The 21,693-nt window shown below is 54.9% G+C and carries 27 protein-coding genes; 11 read left to right on the plus strand and 16 right to left on the minus strand.

Translation table 11 applies throughout. The features are described from left to right. Nucleotides 1-5 precede the first annotated feature (5 nt). Both TGAM_RS04190 and TGAM_RS04195 read right to left on the minus strand, forming a co-directional pair. Nucleotides 6-1,166, minus strand: coding sequence for an iron ABC transporter substrate-binding protein (locus tag TGAM_RS04190; RefSeq protein WP_015858440.1), 1,161 nt, complete (start codon nt 1,164-1,166; stop codon nt 6-8). 79 nt (nt 1,167-1,245) lie between these two features. Next, entirely contained in the window at nt 1,246-2,151 is a 906-nt protein-coding gene (locus tag TGAM_RS04195; protein ID WP_148206335.1) for an ATP-binding protein, read from the minus strand. Nucleotides 2,152-2,478: 327 nt separating this feature from the next. Between TGAM_RS04195 and TGAM_RS04200 the strand changes: the two genes are divergently transcribed. From TGAM_RS04200 to TGAM_RS04225, 6 genes are read left to right on the plus strand one after another with little or no spacing between them, the layout of a single operon-like run. Further along, the gene (locus tag TGAM_RS04200; protein ID WP_015858442.1) at nt 2,479-3,093 is read left to right on the plus strand and encodes a 4Fe-4S dicluster domain-containing protein; all 615 of its coding nucleotides are present in this window, start codon (nt 2,479-2,481) and stop codon (nt 3,091-3,093) included. After that, nucleotides 3,090-5,060 (plus strand): anaerobic carbon-monoxide dehydrogenase catalytic subunit, encoded by a 1,971-nt coding sequence (gene cooS, locus TGAM_RS04205; protein ID WP_015858443.1) that lies wholly within the window; start codon nt 3,090-3,092, stop codon nt 5,058-5,060. The genes TGAM_RS04200 and cooS overlap by 4 nt, the downstream gene beginning before the upstream one ends. A gap of 34 nt (nt 5,061-5,094) precedes the next feature. Beyond that, nucleotides 5,095-5,574: a 4Fe-4S dicluster domain-containing protein gene (locus TGAM_RS04210; RefSeq protein WP_015858444.1), complete on the plus strand. Its 480-nt coding sequence runs from the start codon at nt 5,095-5,097 to the stop codon at nt 5,572-5,574. Then, nucleotides 5,571-6,623: an FAD-dependent oxidoreductase gene (locus TGAM_RS04215; RefSeq protein WP_015858445.1), complete on the plus strand. Its 1,053-nt coding sequence runs from the start codon at nt 5,571-5,573 to the stop codon at nt 6,621-6,623. The genes TGAM_RS04210 and TGAM_RS04215 overlap by 4 nt, the downstream gene beginning before the upstream one ends. After that, nucleotides 6,623-7,147: a 4Fe-4S dicluster domain-containing protein gene (locus tag TGAM_RS04220; RefSeq protein ID WP_015858446.1), complete on the plus strand. Its 525-nt coding sequence runs from the start codon at nt 6,623-6,625 to the stop codon at nt 7,145-7,147. The genes TGAM_RS04215 and TGAM_RS04220 overlap by 1 nt, the downstream gene beginning before the upstream one ends. Nucleotides 7,148-7,175: 28 nt before the next feature. Further along, nucleotides 7,176-7,646 carry a hydrogenase maturation protease gene (locus TGAM_RS04225; protein ID WP_015858447.1) on the plus strand — a complete coding sequence of 157 codons (471 nt, stop codon included), beginning with the start codon at nt 7,176-7,178 and terminating at the stop codon, nt 7,644-7,646. Between the two features lie 129 nt (nt 7,647-7,775). Here the strand turns inward: TGAM_RS04225 and TGAM_RS04230 are convergent, their stop codons facing one another. From TGAM_RS04230 to TGAM_RS04255, 6 genes are all read right to left on the minus strand, one after another. Continuing rightward, a complete protein-coding gene (locus TGAM_RS04230) occupies nt 7,776-8,315 on the minus strand; it encodes a TATA-box-binding protein (RefSeq protein ID WP_048811118.1) in 540 nt (179 codons plus the stop codon). Between the two features lie 157 nt (nt 8,316-8,472). Then, nucleotides 8,473-9,372, minus strand: coding sequence for a cation diffusion facilitator family transporter (locus TGAM_RS04235; RefSeq protein WP_015858449.1), 900 nt, complete (start codon nt 9,370-9,372; stop codon nt 8,473-8,475). Nucleotides 9,373-9,447: 75 nt separating this feature from the next. Continuing rightward, nucleotides 9,448-10,152, minus strand: a complete 705-nt coding sequence (locus TGAM_RS04240; RefSeq protein ID WP_015858450.1) for an ABC transporter permease — start codon at nt 10,150-10,152, stop codon at nt 9,448-9,450. Further along, nucleotides 10,149-10,847: a fluoroquinolone export ABC transporter permease subunit gene (locus TGAM_RS04245; protein WP_015858451.1), complete on the minus strand. Its 699-nt coding sequence runs from the start codon at nt 10,845-10,847 to the stop codon at nt 10,149-10,151. The genes TGAM_RS04240 and TGAM_RS04245 overlap by 4 nt, the downstream gene beginning before the upstream one ends. Next, nucleotides 10,844-11,695 (minus strand): ABC transporter ATP-binding protein, encoded by an 852-nt coding sequence (locus tag TGAM_RS04250; RefSeq protein WP_015858452.1) that lies wholly within the window; start codon nt 11,693-11,695, stop codon nt 10,844-10,846. Before TGAM_RS04250 ends, TGAM_RS04245 begins: the two co-directional genes overlap by 4 nt. 163 nt (nt 11,696-11,858) lie before the next feature. Next, complete coding sequence (locus TGAM_RS04255) at nt 11,859-12,128, minus strand: helix-turn-helix domain-containing protein (RefSeq protein WP_015858453.1); 270 nt, start codon at nt 12,126-12,128, stop codon at nt 11,859-11,861. A gap of 168 nt (nt 12,129-12,296) precedes the next feature. Between TGAM_RS04255 and TGAM_RS04260 the strand changes: the two genes are divergently transcribed. Beyond that, nucleotides 12,297-12,710 carry an OsmC family protein gene (locus TGAM_RS04260; protein ID WP_015858454.1) on the plus strand — a complete coding sequence of 138 codons (414 nt, stop codon included), beginning with the start codon at nt 12,297-12,299 and terminating at the stop codon, nt 12,708-12,710. Here the strand turns inward: TGAM_RS04260 and TGAM_RS04265 are convergent. From TGAM_RS04265 to TGAM_RS04285, 5 genes are all read right to left on the minus strand, one after another. Then, complete coding sequence (locus tag TGAM_RS04265) at nt 12,703-13,443, minus strand: ABC transporter permease (protein WP_015858455.1); 741 nt, start codon at nt 13,441-13,443, stop codon at nt 12,703-12,705. The two genes, TGAM_RS04260 and TGAM_RS04265, sit on opposite strands and share 8 nt — an antisense overlap. Then, nucleotides 13,436-14,362 (minus strand): daunorubicin resistance protein DrrA family ABC transporter ATP-binding protein, encoded by a 927-nt coding sequence (locus TGAM_RS04270; protein ID WP_015858456.1) that lies wholly within the window; start codon nt 14,360-14,362, stop codon nt 13,436-13,438. Before TGAM_RS04270 ends, TGAM_RS04265 begins: the two co-directional genes overlap by 8 nt. Nucleotides 14,363-14,438: 76 nt before the next feature. Then, nucleotides 14,439-15,437, minus strand: coding sequence for an arsenic resistance protein (locus tag TGAM_RS04275; RefSeq protein WP_238516253.1), 999 nt, complete (start codon nt 15,435-15,437; stop codon nt 14,439-14,441). A gap of 31 nt (nt 15,438-15,468) precedes the next feature. Continuing rightward, complete coding sequence (locus TGAM_RS04280) at nt 15,469-15,783, minus strand: hypothetical protein (protein ID WP_048811119.1); 315 nt, start codon at nt 15,781-15,783, stop codon at nt 15,469-15,471. 39 nt (nt 15,784-15,822) lie between these two features. Beyond that, nucleotides 15,823-16,662 carry a sulfite exporter TauE/SafE family protein gene (locus TGAM_RS04285; RefSeq protein WP_015858459.1) on the minus strand — a complete coding sequence of 280 codons (840 nt, stop codon included), beginning with the start codon at nt 16,660-16,662 and terminating at the stop codon, nt 15,823-15,825. Nucleotides 16,663-16,788: 126 nt separating this feature from the next. Between TGAM_RS04285 and TGAM_RS04290 the strand changes: the two genes are divergently transcribed. The 3 genes from TGAM_RS04290 to tdt all read left to right on the plus strand — a co-directional run bounded on the left by TGAM_RS04290 (nt 16,789) and on the right by tdt (nt 18,672). Further along, complete coding sequence (locus TGAM_RS04290; RefSeq protein ID WP_015858460.1) at nt 16,789-17,127, plus strand: helix-turn-helix domain-containing protein; 339 nt, start codon at nt 16,789-16,791, stop codon at nt 17,125-17,127. A gap of 90 nt (nt 17,128-17,217) precedes the next feature. Continuing rightward, a complete protein-coding gene (locus TGAM_RS04295) occupies nt 17,218-17,604 on the plus strand; it encodes a NifB/NifX family molybdenum-iron cluster-binding protein (RefSeq protein WP_015858461.1) in 387 nt (128 codons plus the stop codon). Nucleotides 17,605-17,667: 63 nt separating this feature from the next. Next, a complete protein-coding gene (gene tdt, locus TGAM_RS04300) occupies nt 17,668-18,672 on the plus strand; it encodes a TDT family transporter (protein ID WP_015858462.1) in 1,005 nt (334 codons plus the stop codon). Nucleotides 18,673-18,680: 8 nt separating this feature from the next. On the opposite strand, the gene TGAM_RS04305 is transcribed toward tdt, so the two are convergent. Both TGAM_RS04305 and TGAM_RS04310 read right to left on the minus strand, forming a co-directional pair. Then, nucleotides 18,681-19,634 (minus strand): SufB/SufD family protein, encoded by a 954-nt coding sequence (locus TGAM_RS04305; RefSeq protein WP_048811121.1) that lies wholly within the window; start codon nt 19,632-19,634, stop codon nt 18,681-18,683. A gap of 2 nt (nt 19,635-19,636) precedes the next feature. Continuing rightward, nucleotides 19,637-20,341 carry an ATP-binding cassette domain-containing protein gene (locus TGAM_RS04310; protein ID WP_015858464.1) on the minus strand — a complete coding sequence of 235 codons (705 nt, stop codon included), beginning with the start codon at nt 20,339-20,341 and terminating at the stop codon, nt 19,637-19,639. A gap of 135 nt (nt 20,342-20,476) precedes the next feature. On the opposite strand from TGAM_RS04310, the gene TGAM_RS04315 reads away from it, so the two are divergent. Then, nucleotides 20,477-20,893, plus strand: a complete 417-nt coding sequence (locus TGAM_RS04315; protein ID WP_015858465.1) for a 4Fe-4S dicluster domain-containing protein — start codon at nt 20,477-20,479, stop codon at nt 20,891-20,893. Here the strand turns inward: TGAM_RS04315 and TGAM_RS04320 are convergent. Continuing rightward, complete coding sequence (locus TGAM_RS04320; protein WP_015858466.1) at nt 20,883-21,620, minus strand: sulfite exporter TauE/SafE family protein; 738 nt, start codon at nt 21,618-21,620, stop codon at nt 20,883-20,885. The genes TGAM_RS04315 and TGAM_RS04320 overlap by 11 nt on opposite strands. Between the last annotated feature and the right edge of the window lie 73 nt (nt 21,621-21,693).

Below are 21,693 nucleotides of genomic sequence, written 5' to 3' on the forward strand. Positions count from 1 at the left end.
GGGCATCACGGGTTCGTCGGCAGGCCGTAGGTAACGTTCCCGCTGGCGAGATTTATCTTCCCGAACCCGCCGAACTCCTTGGCGAGCTCCCTGTAAACGGGCTTCCCGACGAGGAAGGTGAATATTTCGTCCGCTTTCTCGGCGGGGTTAACGTTCTTGAAGCGCTCGGGGTAGATAACCTTTCCGATGTAGTATGTGTCCGCAATCGCTATCCCGATGTTGGTGTTGTAGAAGTTGTATGGTAAGACGCCGTAGAGGTTGCCTTCCCTGACGGCCTTGAGAGAGTTGTAGAAGTCGGGGTTGCTCCTGTAGTCGTCGAGGATTATCTTCAGACCACCCTCGTCGATGAAGATGTAGTCGGGGTCTTCCTTCAGGAGCCACTCTTTATCCACCTGAATCCAGCCGTGCCTGTTCGTGCTCGTCAGTTTCGAGGCGATGTTGTCGAGGTGCAGGACTGTGAAGGGGGTGTAGTAAACTGAGGTGCTCGTTATCCCGTGGGCGCCCTTGTAGCCTATTCCTCCGAGGTAGACCTTGGGACTTTCAAGGCCCTTCGTGAGGTTCTCAAGGTAGGCCTGCTGTTCCCTGATGAACTTTATTATCTCCCTGGCCCTCTCCTCCCTCCCGAGGATTTTTCCAGCTAAGAGGAGCGACTTGAAGAAGGTCTCGTCCGTGAAGTTCTCCAGCGTGCCGTAGCTGAGGACCACGACCGGGATTCCCGTCTTCTCCTGGACTTCATCGGCCGTTTCCTTGCTCGCAAAGACCCAGAATATCACCTGGGGGTGAACCTTAACGAGTGCCTCCATATCGGGGAGCTTTCCGGGGCCGCCCGGGCCGATTACCGGTAAGTTGAGAAGCTCGAGGTGAGCTAAGACGTAGGGCCTCCCGTAGGGGTAGCGCTTCTCCAGCTCCTCGATTCCAACCACCTTATCGGTCGCGTTGAGGTAGACGAGTATCCTCAAGGCTCCAGGCCCAACGGCTACGATACGGCTCACGTTTGCAGGAACCTTTACTGTTCTTCCGAGGGTGTCTGTAATCGTGATGTAACCCGCGCTTGAGCTCGTTGGAGAAGATACACTGGCTTTTGAGGAGCTTGAGGTTGATGTGCCAATGCACCCGGCGGTTGAAAGAACCAGCAGGATTACGAGGAGCGCGAGGGCCTTCCTCATCTGTATCACCAATTCCAAAATTGGTGTTATCCTTTTAAACATTTTCGGGATTTTGGTAATACAGAAAAGTGGGGAAAGGTCACTCGGCGTACCTCAGAAGAATCTCCTTCAGCTCTAGGGCTTTTCTATAGGTTGGAGACTCGGGGTTTCCAAGTATGGCCTCGACTTCGGGGTCGTATTCCTCCACGAGCTCATCGTAGGGGATTATCGTCTTGGTCATGAAGTCGTTAAAGCCAAGCTCGTCTAGTATTCTCTCGACTTTCTCAATCTGGCTCTCCTTCTTCACCTTGTTTATCACGAGGTGGACGTACTTGATGCCGAGCTCCCTCGCGAGCCTTGCGGCGTCAACCGCCACCTGGACCGAATTGTAAGTCGGCTCGGTGAGGACGACGGCCTGTTTGAAGCCCTTCGCTAGGGCCCTTCCGAAGTGCTCAAGGCCCGCTTGAGTGTCCATGAGGATTATCTCTCCCTTCCTGAGGTTTATATACTTGACAACGGCATCGAGGAGTGCATTTTCCGGACAGAGACAGCCGGCGGCTGCCTGAACCACGCTTCCCATGACGAGGAGCATAACGCCATCGGGACCCACGACACCGAACCTGTCAACCACGTCCCTTACATCTGGGGTCAGCGAGAAGTACAGCCCCCAGTTTGTCCCGGGCCTTGCGCCAGTCTTTTCCTCGATATAATCAAGGTTCTTGTTGAGGGGCACGATTTTATCCCTAACCTCCTTGGGAACGCCGAGGGCATGTGCGAGGTTCATCTGGGGATCCTCATCAACGGCTAAAACGCGGTAGCCGTCGCGCGCAAGCAACCTCGCAAGGAGCGCTGTCATCGTGGTCTTGCCGACGCCGCCCTTACCCGTTATTACGACCCTGAATCCCTCCTCGGGGGCCTGCTTTTTGGTTCGTTCTCGTAACTCCTCGGCTATTTGAAATAGCTTCTTCCGCCTTTCGTCTTCTCTACCTTTGAGAGGCTCTCTCATTGCCAACACCGAAAAAATTTTGAAAAACTTTCGTATAAATGCTTTTAGGTTCGAATCTAAAACCAAGCTTGTATACACTTTTATGGCCCCACATGAATAAATTTGCCCTCTAATGAACATTTAAGAACTCATGATCTTTTCAATCCTCTAATGTATAACCTTAGGTTTCACACTTTTGGATAATTTGACCTCTGACTGTTCAGTCAGTGGGTTGGATAAGACCATTGGGGCAAAATTTAAGAAAAATGTAACATTTTATTTCACAATTTCTCGGTTTTTATTTAAAACGGAAATCCATTTATATACAAATTTGTTACATAAACCTCGGTGATTCCCATGCCTCCAGATTCAAAGCCTACCATTTTCATAAACCCAGCGAAGTGCATAGGCTGTCGGCACTGTGAGATAGCGTGTGCAGTGGAGCACTCAAAGAGCAAGAACCTTTTCTCGGCGATATTCGAGGACCCACTGCCCCAGCCCAGGATACACATCCTCCCGATGGGCGCCTACAACGTCCCCATGAACTGCCGCCACTGTGAAAACGCACCCTGTATGGAAGTCTGCCCGACGGGAGCCATCTTCAAGGACGAAGACGGCGCGGTTTTAGTGGACACCTCCAAGTGCATCGGTTGCAAGATGTGTGCAATAGTCTGTCCCTTCGGTATCCCCGAGTTCGACACCCTCAACGGCGTGATGTTCAAGTGCGACATGTGCCCAGACAGGAGGGCCGAAGGAAGGCCGCCCGCCTGTGTTGAGGCCTGTAAGACGGGCGCACTGATGTTCGGAACGATTGACGAGGTGGTCTCGCAGGTCAGGAAGGAGACCGCCGAGAAGATAATCAAGCTGAAGGAAGGCGAATACAAGGAGGAATACAACGGTTGGGAGCTGTTTAGGTCTTTTCAGGCCGAGGTTATTCGGATTAATGAGGGGGAGTCAAAATGAAGAAGTATAAGGAGGTATCTATAGACCCGACCACCCAGAAGATGTATGAACGCGCCCAGGAGCTGGGCATTGAGACAGTTTGGGAGAGGCTCGAAAAGCAGCAGCCCCAGTGCGGTTACGGCCTCCTAGGAATCTGCTGTAGGAACTGTATGATGGGACCGTGCAGGATCAACCCCTTCGGCGGAGAGCCGAAGAGGGGCGTCTGCGGTGCCGACGCTGACACCATAGTTGCTAGGAACCTCCTCAGGATGATAGCGGCCGGTGCCGCCGCACACAGCGACCACGGAAGGCACGTTGCTCTAACACTCCTCGTCGCGGCCGAGATGGCCGAAAAGTTCAAGAAGGAAGGAAAGCCCGTCCTCGAGCTCGACAACATGGCCTCAAATACACTGCCCTACCAGGTCAGGGACCCGGAGAAGCTCAAGGCCGTTGCTAAGAGGCTCGGCATAGAAACCGAGGGGAAGAGCATCCGCGAGCTCGCCAAGGAGGTTGCTGAAGTTGCCCTCAACGACTTTGGAAAGCAGGACGAGGAGCCCCTGGCCTTCCTCAAGGCCTACCTCAACCCGAAGACCTACGAGATATTTGAAAAGGCTGCCGAAAAGGCCGGCATGCCCTGGTTTGAGAACGGAATACTCCCGAGGAGCATAGACAGGGAGATAGTCGAGAGCCTCCACAGAACCCACATAGGAACCGACCACGACCCGGTGAGCATACTCCTCCACGGCCTCAAGACTGCCCTTGGCGACGCCTGGGGTGGCTCGCTCATAGCCACTGAGCTCCAGGATGTGCTCTTTGGAACTCCAAAGGTCATAAAGGCCGAGGCCAACCTCGGCGTCCTCAAGGAGGACTACGTCAACATAGTCGTTCACGGTCACGAGCCGGTTCTCTCGGAGAAAATCGTCGAGGCGGCCCAGGATCCCGAGCTGATAGAGCTCGCCCAGAAGCTCGGTGCCAAGGGCATAAACGTCGTCGGAATGTGCTGTACTGGCCTTGAAGTTCTCATGAGGCACGGAATACCGATAGCGGGCAACTTCCTCCAGCAGGAGATGGCAATCGTTACGGGCGCCGTCGAGGCCATGGTCGTTGACGTCCAGTGTATAATGCCCGCAACTGTCGACGTTGCCAGGTGCTTCCACACCAAGATAATAGACACCAGCCCGATAGCCACCTTCCCAGGTGCAATTCACATCAAGTTCGACGAGAGGAGGGCGGACGAGATAGCGAAGGAAATCGTCAGGACTGCAGTCGAGAACTTCCCGAACAGGTCGAAGCAGAGGGTGGAGATACCCAAGGAGAAGATGTCCGGCTACGTCGGCTTCAGCGTCGAGGCAATACTCGAGCACTTCGGTGGTACACTCAAGCCCATTGAAGAGGCCATCGTCGAGGGCAAGATAAAGGGTGTAGCCGGATTGGTCGGCTGTAACAACCCGAAGGTGAAGCAGGACCACAACCACATCAAGATAGCGAACGAGCTCATGAAGAGGGACGTGCTCCTCGTGGGAACCGGCTGCTGGGCGACCGCGGCTATGAAGTACGGCATATTCCTGCCCGAGTACGCGGACACCGAGAACGTCGGTCCCGGCCTGAGGGAGTTCGCCAAGGAGTGGGGCATTCCACCGGCTCTCAACATGGGCTCGTGCGTTGACTGTACGAGGATACTTGTCCTGGCAGACCTGGTGGCGAGGGACCTCAACGTGCCGATCTCGGCTTTGCCCGTTGTCGGCTCCGCCCCGGAGGCAATGACCGAGAAGGCTGTCTCGATAGGAACCTACTTCGTCGCCAGCGGAATAACAACGCACCTCGGTGTCGTTCCGCCCGTTCTCGGCGGGCCGAAGGTCGTGAAGATTCTCACCCAGGACCTCTACGACATCGTTGGAGCGGCCTTCATTGTCGAACCCGACCCGTACAAGGCGGCAAAGCTGATGTACGAGCACATCATGAAGAAGAGGAAGGAGCTCGGCATCTGAGCTCCCTCTTTTATCCCTCTTTTGAGGTGAGAGAATGTTCAAGCACATCAGAGAGTTATTGGGTAGGAAAAAGGAGGCTCCAGACTCCTCAACTGAGACTCCAGAAGCATCTGGAAAGGGGGGAACCCTCAAAGCCGAGGCCTGTATCGGCTGTGGACTCTGTGCCCAGGTGTGTCCCCATAACGCGATATTCGTCATGGACAATGATAAAAGGGTCATCTCGTTCCATCCCGAGCTCTGTGGGGAGTGCAACTACGAGTGCAACAGCATATGCCCCACCAACGCGATTGAGGGAAGGCCAGAAAGGCTCGACCTGGAGTTTGAGTACGCCCACTGTCAGGTCTGCGGTAAGAAGCTCGACTACACCGTCAAAACCGCCGAGTTCCTGTATCACAAGCTGGAGCGCTTCTACGACCACCCGGAGATAGTGTTCATGTGCGACAGGTGCAAGCACGACCGCGTCAAGGAGTTCCCGAGCGAGTACCTGAAGTTCTTCGGGGGGGTGCTCAAATGAGGGGCATGAAGTTTTCGTTTCTCTGCAGGAGCAAACCAGAAAGAACAGGTAAAAGGGTCGCGATTATCGGTGCTGGGCCGGCGGGACTTACAGCGGCTGGCTACCTCGTCTGCAAGGGCCATGACGTCGATATCTACGATAAAATGCCGGAACCCGGCGGGTTGATGCTCTTCGTCATCCCCGAGTTTAGAATCCCGGTTGAGAGGGTCCGCCTCGGCGCGAAGGAGCTGGAGGAGGAGTTCGAGGTAACCTACTACCCGAGGACGAAGGTCATGGAAGGGGGGAGGGAAGACGAGGGCGACGAGTTCTACGAGAGAATTGTAAAGCTCAGCGAGCTGAAGGAAAAGTACGACGCCGTGCTGATAGCAACGGGGATATGGAACGTGAGGAGGATTGGGATTCCTGGAGACGACCTCGAGGGTATACTCTCACCTCTCGAGCTCCTCTTCTGGATAAAGGGCCACGAGCTCGGCTACGTGCCCAAGGAGAAGGTTCCCGACTTAGAGGGCAAGAGGGTCGGCATAATCGGGGCGGGACTGACCGCGGTTGACGTTGCCTTCGAGTGCAACCGCCTCGGTGCAGAGGTCGAGATGTTCTACCGCAGGACGATAAGAGAAGCCCCAGCTGGAGCCTACGAGATAAACATCCTCAGGAACAGGGGGGTCAAGTGGTTCGAGCTCGTAACGCCGAAGCGCGTTATAGGCGAGAACGGGCGCGTCAAGGCCATCGAGCTTCTCAGAACTCGCCTCGGCGAGCCCGATGAAACCGGAAGGCGGAGGCCAATCCCGATTCCCGGCTCAGAGTTCCAGGTCGAGCTCGACTACCTCGTCTTCGCAATAGGCATGGCTCCAACACCGCCCGTTAACGGTTCCTACCTGGCGACGGACAGGAGGGGAAGGATAGTCGTCGATTCCAGGCACATGACGAGCGTTGAGGGAATCTTCGCGGCTGGCGATGTCGTCAACGGCCCAACCAAAGTGGGCAGGGCCATAAAGGACGGCCTCTACGCGGCGGTCTCAATTGACAGGTGGCTCAGGGGTGAGCTCTGATGGAGAGGAAGTACCTCTACCTCGACTACCTCACCTGCATCGGCTGTGAGACCTGCGAAACCGTCTGCGCCTTCATACACGACGGGAGCCCTAACATCAGGATTTACGTCACCGAAAACAAGCAGTACGTCCCAATAAACTGCAAGCACTGCGACGATGCGCCCTGCTTGAGGGTGTGCCCCACCCACGCGATATACCGTGACGAGGACGGTGCAGTTAGAATCCACGAGGACAAGTGCATCGGCTGTCTCGCCTGCCTCCAGGTGTGCCCTTACGGCGTTCCCTTCTACAGCCTCAAGGTGAAGGCGATAACCAAGTGCGACATGTGCGCCGAGAGGCGCGAGGAAGGGCTCGAACCGGCCTGCGCCCTCATGTGCCCCGCAGAGGCTATTCAGTACGGTCCGCTCGAGATGGTTCTCGAACTCGTCAAGGAGAGGCGCGCCAAGAACATCCCCGAGCACCAGAGAGAGCTCAGTGACGAGGAGCTGAAGAAGAGCATCGTTTCGGGCTACTCGGTTCTCTGATCCTTTTTTGTTTCGGCGGGTGTCGAAGATGGAAGCCGTTAGCCTTAGAGACGTGATCGGGAAGGCGAGGAGAGTCGTCCTGTGGGGGATAGGGAACGAGAAGAAAGGCGACTATGGCTTCGGTGCCTACCTCGCTGAGGCCCTGATGATAGCGGTCAGGAACCCGAACTTCCTGCCCCTCAACTGCAGGGAGGTTCCCGAGAGCCAGGCAGGGGTCACCGTTCGCTTTGCCCCGGAGCTTTTGATAGTGGCGGTACCCCTTGAGATTGGAGCGGAGCCTGGAAAGCTCGTCGTTGCCGAGCCTCAGGAGGCCCTCAAAGACGTTCCAGAAGAGTTCAGGCCCCAGCTTGAGGTCACGCTCAGGCACGTGAGCGAGCTCCTTCCGAGGACGAGAATAGTCGTTCTCGGCTGTCAGCCCGGAAACGAGAAGGAAGTAACGGAGGCCGTGAAGCGGTGTGTTAGAACCCTTTCAATCGCATTTCACGACATCTTCGACTGACTTTGAGTTCTTAGACATCTTTATCTTTCAGGAGTTCCCCCATGTCCTTTCTCATCTCCACACTTTCACGGTTCTGGACTGCTCGCGTGAATTTAACGAAGAGAAAGCCATGACCTCATTCCTCCCATATTATATCAGGCCGTATTTTTCAAAATCCCTGGTGAGCTCCTCAACGGCCCTTCTGATGTCTTCCTCCGTCCTGGCCCCAGAAACCACAACCTTCCCGCTGTTGAAGATGAGGATTGTCATCCTGGAGTTTCTGACCCTGTAAACCACACCGGGAAAGATTTCGGGCTCGTACTCGACGTTCGGGAGTGTTAGCGCAACTATGTCGAGGTCGAGCGTCCCAAAGCCCAGGTCGCCCGCGGCCACGATGTTCTGAACCTGTATCTCAGGCTCTCCTTTAAATTTCATGCCCATGGATTCAAGCGTCCGTTTTAGCTTCTCGGTGGCTTTCCTAATCGTCTCGACGCTCTTTGCCCCGGTGCAGACGAGCTTCCCTGAGTAGAATATCAAAAACGTCACCCCAAAGGACTCCATCTTGTAAACGGCTCCGGGGAATACGGAAGGGTTGTACTGCACTGAGTCCAGTTTACTTGCCACCTTCTCAACATCTATCTCCCCGTGCAGGTCAATGGAAGCCACAACGTTCTCGACCTTTAGGGACATTTTGCCCACCGCTTTGAAGTTCGCAATGGAACCTTAACTTTAACGGAAGCTCATCTCCAGGTGCTCATCTCTTTCTTTCGACAATCATCAGAGCTAAATGGCATTGATTTTTCGCGTTCATAACAGCTTGGCGTGCCTCACGCACAAAATCGAGACCTTAATCATTTTTCCCGGTGCAGATGATGTTCTTGCCCCTACACCTGTCCACTTCGAGCTGGACGGTTATATGGGTTATTCCAAACTTCCTCAGCCTCTTTTCGGCCTCGTCGATAATCTTCTGCGCCTCGCTCAGGGGCATATCCTCAACATCAAGGTGACACTCGAGGTGAACCTCATCCTCCCCAACGCGCCAGGCGTGGAAGTGGTGGGCGTTTTTAACGCGGGGGATTGATTCGAGCTCTGTCTTTATCGCCCTGAGGTCGAGCTCGGGGGATGCCTCCATGAGCACCTCGATGCTTTCCCTGAGGATTTCGTACGCCTCGCGGAGGATGTAGAGCGCTATGAGAACCGTGATGAGAGGGTCAATCCAGAGGACGTTCCATTTTATTATCGCGATTCCACCCGCGACGACGGCCACCGAGGAGAGGGTATCGCTCAACAGATGCAGGTACGCGGAGCGGACGTTGAGGCCGTGCGCGTGACTGTGCAGGAGGAGAACCGAGAAAAGGTTGGCGAAGAGGCCGATTAAAGCCACAACCAACATAAGCGGGCCGTCTATTGGTTTGGGGTTCTTATAGCGCCTGTAGGCTTCGACGAGGAGGAGCAACGAAACTCCCACGAGAACTGCCGAGTTGACGAACGCCACGAGGATTTCGGCTCTCCTGTAGCCGAAGGTGTACTTTTCGTTGGCCTTCCGCTCGCCGATTTTTACTGCGAAGTAGCTCGCGAGCAGGCTCATGCTGTCGCCCAAGTTGTGGACTGAGTCGCTGAGAAGGGCCAGACTACCCGAGAGAATACCCCCAACTACCTCGGCGAGGGTTATGACGATGTTGAGGGCGAAGGAGAAGAGCAACCTTCCCTTTACTTTATGAGCGTGGTGATGATGGTGGTGGCCCATTTTAATCCCCGTAAGGTGGCTTTGCCCGGCATATAATAAGGCTTTCGAACGCTAAGATTTTGGTGGAAAAGAATCTCACAGCACCCTCCTCTTAAAGAGCACCACCAGCGGAACGAGCCAGACCAGATGCACGACCACAGCGGTCGGAAAGTCGCCGTAATCGTTGAGTGGAATCCCCTCGAACACCTTGTAGAGCCAGTAGGTCGGTAGGAACGCCGTGAACTTGCTCCAGTCGGTTGAGAGGTTCCTCCACTCCACGACCAGCTTTATCAGCGGCGGTAGCATGAGGAGCCAGCCAATGATTTTTGACACCGTCAGCGCCTGCATCCTCGATTCGGCGAAGACTGTGATGAGCAGTCCGTAAATCCAGACCTCAAGCACGAAGAGAGCCATGAGCGCCAGCAGGCCGTTCCGCGAGATTTCAATGTCGAGGATTGTGGGTGCGAGGCCGGTCATCACCACCGTAACCACCGAGGCCCACGTAAGCCTGTAGGCGAGGAAGGCCTCGCTTGAGATGGGAATCACCTGAAGGGCCTGTATGGTCTTGTCCTCCTTCTCGTCGGCCATCATGAAGCCCGGAATCATGCCGAATATCATGGGGATGAACAGCATCACCAGCAGGGTGAGCGTCGGGTAGTAAACCCCGATGCGGTCTTTGAAGTACCGGACTATGAAGAGGAACACCAGAGTCATTGCCACGGAATAGACCAGCATGGGGTCCCTGCGGAGGAGCTTAAGGTCGGTCTTGTAGATGGAAAGGAACTTCCCCACAAAGCTCATCTTAATCCCTCCACCGCATACCTGTAAAAGCGGATTTTAGCGAGCTGATAGGCTATTCCAGACCAGGCGAGCAGGGCTGCCGCTGAATAGGCCAGCGTTTTCCTCGCTATCTCCTCGAAGGGCGCCTTAAAGAAGTATATCGCCGGATAGCTCGGGACTGCATAGAGGACCTTCCAGACGTCACCCGTCAGATAGCCGTGGTAGTGCGCGAAGGGCAGGAGCGAGACCACCAGAACCCCCAGTATCGGGATGAAGTAGTCGTCGAGGTCGCGGTATTTGGCCGAGACCGCTATTCCAAGGAGCGTGTAAACTATGGAGACGAGAAAGGTCCCAACAACCACATACGGAAGCCCGTTGAGGGAGCGGGTGCCTACTGCCATTATGAGCACCGCCCCGATGACTGAGAGCAGGCTCAGGAGGAGTGTTTTGGCCAGGATGTAGCTCCTCCAGTCTATCGGTGTGACCGCCAGAGCGCCTATCGCGCCGTCCTTCTTTTCGGCGAATATCTCCGTGCCAACGAACATGAAGCCAACGAGCCCCGGCTCGAAAAGGAGGAAGATCGGCACCATCGTCGGGAGGTAGCGCTCCGGGAAGGCAAGGAGCATGAGGCCATAAGCTAAGGCCACGAGCAGGTATATGGGATAAACGTAGCTCCTCACCCCGAGAACAATGTTCGTTCTGACGATATTCCTCATACGAGCCTCCTCCCCGTCACCTTTAGGAATATCTCCTCCAGGGTGGGCTCCTCCGTGTTTATTCTCCTAACTTCGTGCTCCCTAATGACCCTAAGGAACTCCTCGTTCTGGCCGATGTTCTCCAGCGGGAACTCCTTCACGGCAACACTGCCGTTGGCGACGTACTCCACCTTAACGAGCCGCTTGCCCATCTTCACCTTCAGCTCGCCGGGGTTGTCCACAAGCCTTATGGAGCCGTCCACGATGAAGGCGACCCTGTCGCAGAGCTCGTCGGCCACGTACATGTTGTGGGTGGTCAGGAAGACCGTCTTTCCGCTTTCACGCATCTCCAGGAGCAGGTCCTTTATCCTCCTCGCGCTCGCCGGGTCGAGGCCTTCGAGCGGCTCGTCGAGGAAGAGAATTTCCGGGTCAGGGAGCAGAGCCCTCGCGAGGTCGAGCTTCTTCTTCATGCCCTTCGAAAAGCCACTAACGAGTTCGTCCGCCTTCTCCTCCAGGCCGACCATCTTGAGCACTTCGGTGGGGTCGAGGTGCTTTTTGTAGAAGCTCGCGAAGAACCCGAGGTTTTCCCTGGCGGTGAGCCTTGAATAAACGGCCGGAAACTCGAAGGAAACGCCGATTTTGTTGTAGTACTCCTTACCCCACTCCCTCAAATCTTTGCCGAGCACCCTAACCTCTCCAGTGTAGTCCTTGATGATCTTCACGAGGATTTTGACGGTCGTAGTCTTTCCAGCCCCGTTCGGTCCGAGAAAGCCATATATCTCGCCCTTCTCTACGGAGAAGCTCAGTCCATCAACACCTCTGACTTCGCCGTAGTACTTCTTAACGTTCGCAACCTCAATCACCGGCATGTTTTCACCAATTTAAAATAGGGCCTCAAAGTAGTTATAGTTAGTCCTGCACATGTGCGGGAGTATATGACCCAATAGCAAATTTGTTAGGGAATAGTGAATTTCCCAAAATTCTAGGATAACAGGAGCCAACCCCCGAAGGAATCCTAAGGAAGGTGCTCCTTCACCGTTGAGGGGCCGAGTTCAGCATCTCGGCGAGATCTCTTAGAGTAACCCTCCCCGGACTGTCGAAGTAGCCGCTCTTGTATGCCAGGAGCAGTGTTTCAAGCTGCTTTCCGATGAGCTTTGCGTCCTTGACGTGGGGGATTTCGAGGAGTCTTTTAGTGATTTCTTCCGGGTTCACCTCTTCCTTGAACTTTATCTCAACGAGCTTCATCACGTCGCTCCCGAGGAAGAAGTAGGTGTCCCCGTAGCCCCACTCGACCAGCTCCATGAACCATTTGAAGGCGTCAAAAAACTCATAGTTGATTCTGTCTATGAGAATCCGGAAAAGGGTTGAAGGACAAGGTTATTAGGTTTTGTACGCCCTTTCCACCGTGCAACTTCTGACATAGAAAAGGGTTTTATTTGAAGGGAACTTCATAGCAGGTGGGGGATGAATATGGAGCGCCTTGAATACAACGCCGAACTCAAATGGGATGGCAACGTTGGGAGTGAGGCGAAGGTTAGGGAGTTCTCCTTCAGGATAGACACGAACACGGACGGCAACAACACCGGGCCGAACCCGACCGAATATCTGCTGGCGGCCATAGGCGGTTGTCTGACAGTGAACTGGGGCAGACTAATCAAGAAGATGCGCCTGAAGGTGGATGGTATGGAGATAACCGTCTCGGGATGGAGGGACAGAAAAGAGCCCCAGCTGAGGGAAATTACATACGAAGTCTGCATCGTGACGGACGAGCCCGAGAAGAAGATACTCCGCGTCAAGGAGCTCGCCGAGAAGTACGGGACGGTCTTCAACACCGTCGGGGCGAAGAAGATAAAGGGAAAGGTTGAAATAATCAGGCCTAAGTGAACCTCCTCTCCAGAACTTTTCTGTGGATTGCCGTGCCCGTGAGAAAGAACGCGAGGCCAAACAGGGCCAGCATCAGAAGGTCGAGCCACACTGGCAAATATCCACTACCGAGGGAGTGCCTCAGGGCGTCAACGTAGTATGTCAGCGGCGAGACGAGGGAAATCCACCTGCCGTAGGCCGGCAGGTTCTCAATTGGAACGAAGATTCCGCTGATGAAGAGGAGCGAGAACTTAACGAGCGACGACAGCATCATGACGTCGGCTGGGACGTCCGTGGGAGGGTAGGAGGACATGAGCACCGTCATCGCAGAGAAGCACCCGATGGCCAGGAGCGTGGACAGTATGAAGAGCCAGATAGCAGGGCGGACTGAGAGGTAGAGCATCGCGGGAACCGCTATCGCGAACGTTATCGCCAGCCCGAAGTAGAGGGAAGCCTGGAAGTCGCCGAGGAGCACCGTCGTCAGTGAAACTGGAGCGGTTATGAGCCTCTCGAAGGTTCTTCCCCTGCACTCCCACGGGATTATCGTGGGGCCGACGGCCGTTGACGTGAAGAAGGCCGTCATGGCAGTTAGACCAACGAGGAGATGGTCGCCAGAGAGGTTACGCCCTATCATGAAAGCTAAGAATAGGAAGAAGGGGAAGAGGAGGCCCATTATTACAACCGGTCCCTTGAGGTAGAAGATGCGCATGTCCTTCTTCGCTATGGCGAAGGAACGTTTGAGCGTTTCAATCATTTCCCTCACCCACCAGCTTGATGAAGACGTCCTCCAGTGAGGGCGACAGCGTTTTGAGGCTCACTATCCGCAGGTTATTTCTCTCGGCGTAGTGGACGAGCTCCTTAACCGTTGCATCTGGGTCGTTCGTGAAAACCCTCGCCTTGTCCCCCATCAGCTCGACCCTCGTTGCCGAGGCTATCTCCGAGGGGTCGAGTTTCATGGGCTCGAAGCTGACCTCGACCGAGACACTTCCTTTGACCAGCTGCTTGAGCTTCTCGGGCGTGTCAATCGCTATGAGTCGCCCTTTCCTTATGATTCCAATCCTCTCGCACAGCTCGTTTGCGTCAACCATGTTGTGGGTCGTCATGAATATCGTCTTCCCCTTCCTCTTCTCCTCGCGGATGACGTCCTTTATCAGGCGTGCGCTCAGGACGTCGAGCCCGCTCGTCGGTTCGTCGAGGATTAAAAGCTCTGGGTCGCTTATCATCGCCATCGCGAGGATAAGGCGCTGTTTCATGCCCTTGGAAAAAGCTTTTACCTTCACGTTCCTCTTCTCGTAGAGGTCGAAGAGCTTGAGAAGCTCAACCGAGCGCCTCTCTATCTCCCTCCTTCCCATCCCGTAGAGCTCGCCCATGAGCCTGAGGTTCTGCATCGCCGTTAAATCCACGTAGGGGTTGGCCATCTCTGGGACTATTCCCGTCCTCTCCCTCGCCCTTATCTTTTCCCTCTCGTCAAGCATGTCGTAGCCGAGAACCCTTATCTCTCCTGAATTCGGCCTTAAAATACCGGTAATCGTTCTGACTGTTGTCGTCTTTCCCGCCCCGTTCGGGCCGAGGAAACCGAAGATCTCCCCCTTCCTAACCTCAAAGCTCACGTTATCAACGGCGAGAAAGGAGCCGTAGTACTTGGTGAGTCCGACGACTTCTATGGCCTTCATGTTTTCAGCACCCGGATGAAGTAGGGTTCATGGGTTAAAACCCTTTGGGGAAGCATTCTCTAAGTTCCGGTATTTCTCAGGTTTCATCTTCTCCAGACACGCTCTTTGCCCTCAGTAGGGCGAAGAGCCTTACGAAGAGTATCATGAGTATCATGTCGCTGAAGGGGCCTCCTAAAGCCGTTCCAACGGCCGCGAGGGGACCAAACGTCCCTATTGCCATCGCCGTCGCGAGGGTCATGTTGGAACCGGTTGAATACACGAGCGATATAATGTGCTCCAGAGGAAAGCCAAGCGCTTTTCCGGTGAAGTAAGCTATGGCCGCACGCGTTAGGAAGTATGCGTTCATTATGAGCGCTCCGACGACTATAACCTCCGGCTTCTCGGCTATAATCTTCCCGTTTATGCCGAAGACCACGGTTATCATCCAGTACATGCCGAGGAGCGAGAGGCCCACGAGGGGCTCCTTGAGCTTCATGAGGGCATCCTTTCCCTTCCACCTCAGAACTGCGTACTTCGTTAGCTGGCCCGCCACGAGGGGCACTATGATGTAGAGGACGAGCGACTTGAGGAGCAGCCACGTGGGGACTTTTATGAGTGTGTGGAGGAGCAGCTTAGCGTAGACGGGCATGACGAAGAGCGAGAGGACGAACGTCCACACGACGCCGACGAGCGTCAGCTGGAACTTTCCGCCCGCGAGGTTAGTGAATGCTGGAGCCGAGCTCGGGAGCGGAGCGAGGCTTATCAGCACGATCCCAGCGAGCAGCCTCGGGTCGGTGTTCGGCATTACCGCGAGCCAGAACTTGATGAGAAGCCACGTTAAAGCCGGAAAGATGATGACGTAGAAGGCCGTCACAGCTATGAGATACTTCGTCTTTATCTCGGTTCTCGTCGCAAATGCCTTTTTTATGTCCATGAAGACCATCGGCTGGAAGAGCATCATGAAGAGTGCAATCGGCAGCGTCCATTTGAGGGACAGGAAGACATCCCTGTGATGAACGCCGGCGTAGCTCGATAGGATAATGAGCGTGAAGACGATGTAAATCATCTTATCCTTCAGGAACTTCACAATTTTCATCTCAACCACCTCCCATTGGAAAAATAAAGGCTCAGGCGAGCCATAGGAGGCCCACCACCCTTCCGTCCTTCACGAGCTGGACTTTCGTCCCCCACTTCCCGTGCCAGTAGGCGCCGACTTCGAGTTCTCTCGGCTCGACGTCCTCCCAGAGCTCCCCGACTATCTCCCCGTCAACGAGGAGGGGGACGTGGAAGGTTCCGCAGCGGCAGTGCCACGCGGGCCCCTTCGTGGCCTTCTCGAGCAGTGCCTTCGCCTTTGCCTTAATTTCCTCGTAGCTCGGCTCGTTTCCCATCACGTAGCCAAACCTTCCAACCTTCCATTTCCATCCGGGAACACCGAACGGCATCTCAACCACCTCCTTCTTTTTGCTCAAACAACGAAAGGGTCACGGGGCGGGGGAGGGCCTTCTCGCCATGCGCCTTCCCATTCCGTACAGGAAGGCCAGGAAGCCGCCCACCACGGCCTCCACGCTGAGCACGTGGAGCGTCTCGGGCACGTTCGCCTCGAATATCTTCATCACAATCTCAACGAGGGCCAGCGAGAGTATTGCTAGCATCGTGTAGCGGACGTAGAGTGGCTTTATCCTGTGCATCAGGAGCGAGCCCGTTATCCCGCCGAGGAAGCCAGCAGTCCCCACCGCCGCGAGGGTTTCAATCGCTATGGGTATCTTCGGTAGTAAGAGGACGTACGTCAGCAGGGTAACGCCCGAAACTCCGAGCGCAGTTGCCGCCGTGTTCGCCGAGACCTTCTTCGGGTTTCTGAAGAGGTATGAGAAGGCTATGAGCGCTATTGGGGCCGCGTCCATGCCTATGAGTCCCGCGGTGAAGCCCTCGACGGCCCCGAGCGCGTAGATCTTCCAGCCGTCGTCGCCTTCCGCCATCCCGCTGGAGAGCATGCGGTAGAGGGCAAAAAGCAGGAACAAAGCAAAGACCACCAGCACGAGGACCCTTGGAATGTGGACGTTCACGTACGCCCCCAGAGGCACGAAGAGCGCCGCGGGAACGAGAACCCTTGCAACCTTCCTCCACTCTATGAGGCCCTTCTTCCAGTTCATGGCGGTTGCCACCGTCAGCTCCGCCGTGTTCTGGGTCAGCCCGAGCAGCATGGCCGCGTGAACGCCCAGCCCCATGGCTATGTAGTTGGGTATGAGCACTCCCGCCGCTCCCATTCCAGCTATCGCGAACACGCTCGCGAGGATGTAGGTGAGTATCACCATCCCAAACATCCTCCATCACCTCCGTCTTCTCTGTTTTGTAATATCACAAAAGTCTTTATAAAGTTTTCTATAACATTCGAGCTAAACTCGCCTGAAAGCGGTAATTTTATAAAGATAAAGAGGTAATAATCAACGGTGGTGAAGGTGCCGAAGTGGATGATGGGTGACATGGCAGTTTTGAAGAACCTCATGATGACCCTCAAGCCCTTGATGGCCGAACCTAGGCGGAGCATCATAAGAATCCTGAGCGATGGCATAAAGGGGACAAACGAGATATACCAGGCCCTTCAGGAGAGGGGCCTCAACATGCCCCGCTCAACGCTCTACTACCACCTCTCTGCCCTCGAGGACATGGGGATAATCGAGATGGCGGGTTACAGAGAGGTTGGTGGCGGAGCGCCCGAGAAGCTCTGGAAGCTTAAGGTCAGGAAGGTCGGCATAGATCTCGTCACGGGGGAGATATTCAGGGAGTGAGTTACCTGCCTTGAAGCGGAGTTTCGTTGTTTTGTGCCTATGCACAAAGCTTATATGAGAAAAAAATTTCAATTAAGCGGGGGATGTGGCATGAGGATAGCGGTTCCGGCTGTGGATGACAGAGGCTTAGAAAGCGAAGTTAGCGGGCACTTCGGCAGGGCAAGGTATTTTGTTTTCGTGGACGTTGAAGACGGCGAAATAAAGGATTTCGAGGTCGTTGAGGTTCCCTTCGAGGAGCACGGGCCCGGCGACCTTCCGAGGTTCGTCAAGGAGCACGGCGGGGAGGTCGTCATCGCCTACGGAATGGGTCAGAGAGCTATCTCATTCTTCAACGAGCTCGGCATAGAGGTCGTTACTGGTGCCTATGGAAAAATAAGGGACGTTGTCGAGGCGTTCATCCATCAGGTTCTTGAGGTTGATCCCCACTGGAAGGAGAAGATAGAGCGCGAAAAGGAAAGGGAAGGGCACCGCCACTGAGTTTGGGAGGCGTTCAGGAAAGTTTTTAAATTTTTTTCATATGAGTTTCCCCCGGTGAAGCAGATGAAGGTGAGCGTAAAGGACTTCGCACCGAGCTGGTTCGCGAGCGTTATGGGAACGGGAGCTCTCGCTTTGGCCAGCAAAGCTTATTCATCGAGGATTCCGGCCTTAGGTGGACTGGCGGAGTTTCTCGTCTACTTCAACACGCTCCTGTTCTTCATCCTCCTAATCCCATGGCTCCTCAGGTGGGTGAAGTACACGGAAAACGCCCTGGAAGACCTCAAGCATCCAATGGTGAGCCACTTCTACGGGACGATAGCCGTGGCCATGCTCGTACTCTCGGCGGATTACCTCTTCATACTCAAGAAGACTGCAATAGCGAAGGCGTTCTGGATTCCGGGAGCAGTTCTAACGATATTCTTTGCCCTGCTCATCCCCTACCTGATGTTCGTTGAGAAGGAGATAGACCTAAAGTCCGTTACCCCGGCCTGGTTCATTCCCCCGGTCGGCTTAATCGTGATTCCCATGAGCGGCGCGGCTTTGATATCGAGCTTCTCGGGAACGTTTAGGGAGGTTGCCTACGCGGTCAACTACTTCGCCTGGGGTGCGGGCTTCTTCCTCTACCTCGGCCTCTTCGCGATAGTCTTCTTCCGCTTCATAAGGCACGAGCCGATGCCCTGCGGTATGGCCCCAGCGGTGTGGATAAACCTCGGTCCCATTGGAGCTGGAACCTCAACGCTCTACGCGCTCGTTAAGGCCAGCGACTTCCTTACTGTCAAAGAACCGTTCTTCGCCTTTGGCTTAATCCTCTGGGGCTTCGGCGTCTGGTGGCTGGCGATGGCCATCATAATGACCCTATACTACATCAGGAACCTTCGCTTGCCCTACAGCCTCGCCTGGTGGGCCTTCATCTTCCCGCTCGGGGCCTACGTGGGGGCAACGCACAACGTTGGCACGGCCTTTGGCATAGGGGTAATAGACGGCTTCGGCTTCGCCCTCTACTGGCTTCTCCTCACCATATGGCTGGTAACGGGTTTGAAAACAGCAAAGCACGTGCTCCTCGAATGATTTTCTTTTTACCATTCTCCGAGGAGGCCCTTTATTATAAGCTCCGCCGCCTCGTCCTCGGTCAGGCCCTTGGCCATGAGCTGGATGAGCTGGGCCTCGTTTATCCTGCCTATCGAGGCCTCGTGAGTAAGCTCGGCCTTCTCGTTCTTCACCCTCAGCAGGGGAACTGTCTGGACGTCGGCGTCGCCCTTAACTATTTCGTGGCACTCGACGTGCCCCTTCGCGTAGTCACCGAAGCCATAGGCCTCGTTTATGACGTTTACCTTCGCCCTGTCGAAGGCTATTGCCGTGCTCCTCAGGTTCGCCCTCGAGTGGGCTCCCTCCAGGTAGGCGACTTCCTTCATCTCAACACAATCATCTTTAACGGCCTTGACCTTCGTCTCAAGCTCGAGAACAGCCCTCTCACCGAGCCTCGCGACCATCTCAAGCTTCAGCTCCTTTGCTCTATGTTTCGTCAGGGTGAACTTCCCCGTGTAGCGGGCGTTTTTGCCGACCTCGACCTCTGTTTTACCAACCATCCTCACGCCCTCGCCGTGGACGTGCTCGTCGTCGTAGAGCACGCTCGAACCTTCCCCGATTTTTATCCTCGTTATTGCCTCGTGGGTAAAGTCCTTGGCGTAGGGAAAGATGCAGTGGGAGGTGAACCTGACCTTCGAGTTTTTGCCAACGTTTATGTCAAAGATAACCCTCTGGTAGCCCTCGCTTTTCAAATAGCCCGTGCAGAGGTGTATTGGGAATGGAAGCTCAACACCCTCGGCTATTTTAACTTCAGCCCTAACGCCGTTCTCAATCTCCTCGCCCCTTATCTCAACCCCCGGAACGTTGTTGAGGCCGATGATTTTGTCCCCGCTGATGATTATCGCCGCTATCCTGTCCCCGAAGAGGGATGTATCGAGGCCCTCCCGCTGGTAGGCCTCAACCAGCGCCTCGTATTCCCTGGTGAGATCAACCTTTATCGCCATACTCAGCCCTCCGCAAAGGAGCATCTCCTGCAGGTTTTCCGATAGTAGTCGACAACCTCCTGCGAGAAACCCTTTCTGACGATCCTCCCGCCACAGACGAAATAGGCGAAGTCCGTCTTGAGCGCAATCCCCTCGTGGTGGGTGATTAGGATTACCGTGGTTCCGCACTTCCGGAAGCGATCGAGGATTACCTCTATCAGCTTCCCCGCCGTTATGTCGAGGCCAGAGTCGGGTTCGTCGAGGATGGCATACCTCGGTTTCAGTAGGAGGAGCGACGCAAGCTCCACCCTCTTCCTCTCACCGCCGCTCAGACTTTTGTCCACAAAACGATGGGCGTAGAGTTCGTAGGGAAGGCCAACGAGCTCAAGGACTTCCCTTATCTCGTCCTCACCAATTTTGAGCTTCCCGCCAAGGGTGAGGTAGTTCCTCACGGTTATTCCATCGTATCGGGCAGGCTCCTGCCAGGCCATGCTTATCCCCCGCTTTGCCCTCTCAGTAACGTTCAGCCCGGTTACGTCCTCGCCATCGAGGAGAACCTGGCCCGAGGTTGGTCTAAGCTCCCCCATCAGAATACGGGCTATCGTCGATTTCCCCGCGCCGTTGGGCCCGAGTATCGAGTAGCTCATTCCCTCCCTGAAGGTCATGTTTATCGAGTGGAGTATCCTCCTGCCGTTTTGAGAGTATTCAACGTTCCTCAGGCAGAGCATTTTTCATCGCCGAGATTTCATTTGAAGAGAACTTAAAATTTTCTGGCCAAGTTCGTCCAGAACCGTTGGTTAAGAACAAAAACATATGAAAATTATTTTAAACCAATTTGGACAACTCTCTATGGAGGTGATAAAATGTCCGGAGGAGAAGCTCCCGTCATAGGAAAGGATGCCCTTGGAAGGCCCGTCAAAGACCTGAGCGTCATCCCTTGGTGGGGCGTTGACAGGAAGGATATAGAGTGGTACCCGAGGATAAACTACGACAGATGCGCGGGGTGTGGAATCTGCTTCATAACCTGCGGAAGGCGCGTCTTCGACTGGGATAGGGAGAAAGGGAAGCCCGTTGTTGCGAGGCCCTACAACTGCATGGTCGGCTGTTCAACGTGTGCAACGCTCTGCCCCTGCGACGCGATAGAGTTCCCGCCGAAGGAGTACATCAAGAGGCTGGTCATTGAGAACAATATAATAAGCAAGGCCTTCGAGATAACGAGGCCCCTGAGAAAGAAGAAGGAAGAAAAGGTGGAGGGAACCGAGAGCGAGTTTAACCCATAGCCACGAGGAGCGTTTTCAGGGCTATGAGGTACATTATGACCCCTATCACCTTTTTTACCTGCTCCGAGCTCATCTTGAAGTGCATGAGGTGCGTTCCCAGCCAGCCTCCAGCTATGGCGGGAATCGAAACCCAGAGGAGCAGTTCCCAGTCCAGCGTTCCCATCCCCCAGTAGGTTAGGAACCCGCTCAGCGATGAGAAGAACACGACCAGCGCGGTCGTTGCGGCGACTTTTTTCGGCTCGTATCCGAGCATTATGAGAGCGGGGCTGATTATCCCGCCCCCACCGACGCCGAGGAGGCCGCCGAGGAAGCCCGCTATTCCACCGATGACAGAGCCCTCGACGATGTGGTTTCCACCGCTTCCCCTTCTTCTGGGCCTGAAGAAAATCATCATCGTGCCCGAATAGATGAGAAACGCGACAAAAACCCAGAGGACGTAGACCTTGGGAATGAACTTGCCCGCGTAGGCTCCAACAGGGGCCATCGCCGTTGCGACGATTAAAATCGGGAGCCCAAAGCGATGGTCGAGCTTCCCGTGCTTTATGTTCTTGAGAGTTGCCGAAAGCATCGAGAGCGTGTTTATGAAGAGACCAGTGGGCTTGGCCGTCATGAGAGGTATTCCAAGCCAGCCCATAACCGGGACTATCGCTATCGCTGAACCCACCCCACCGATTGAAAAGACGATGCTCAGGATGAAGGCTATGAGTGCCAGCTCTGGGTAGTTCATTAGACTCACCTCATTTTCTTTTGCCACCCAAATGAAAGAAAAGCGGTTTATAAGCTTTTGTGTCCGGTGAATC

The organism is Thermococcus gammatolerans EJ3, assembly GCF_000022365.1.
Lineage (GTDB): Archaea > Methanobacteriota_B > Thermococci > Thermococcales > Thermococcaceae > Thermococcus > Thermococcus gammatolerans.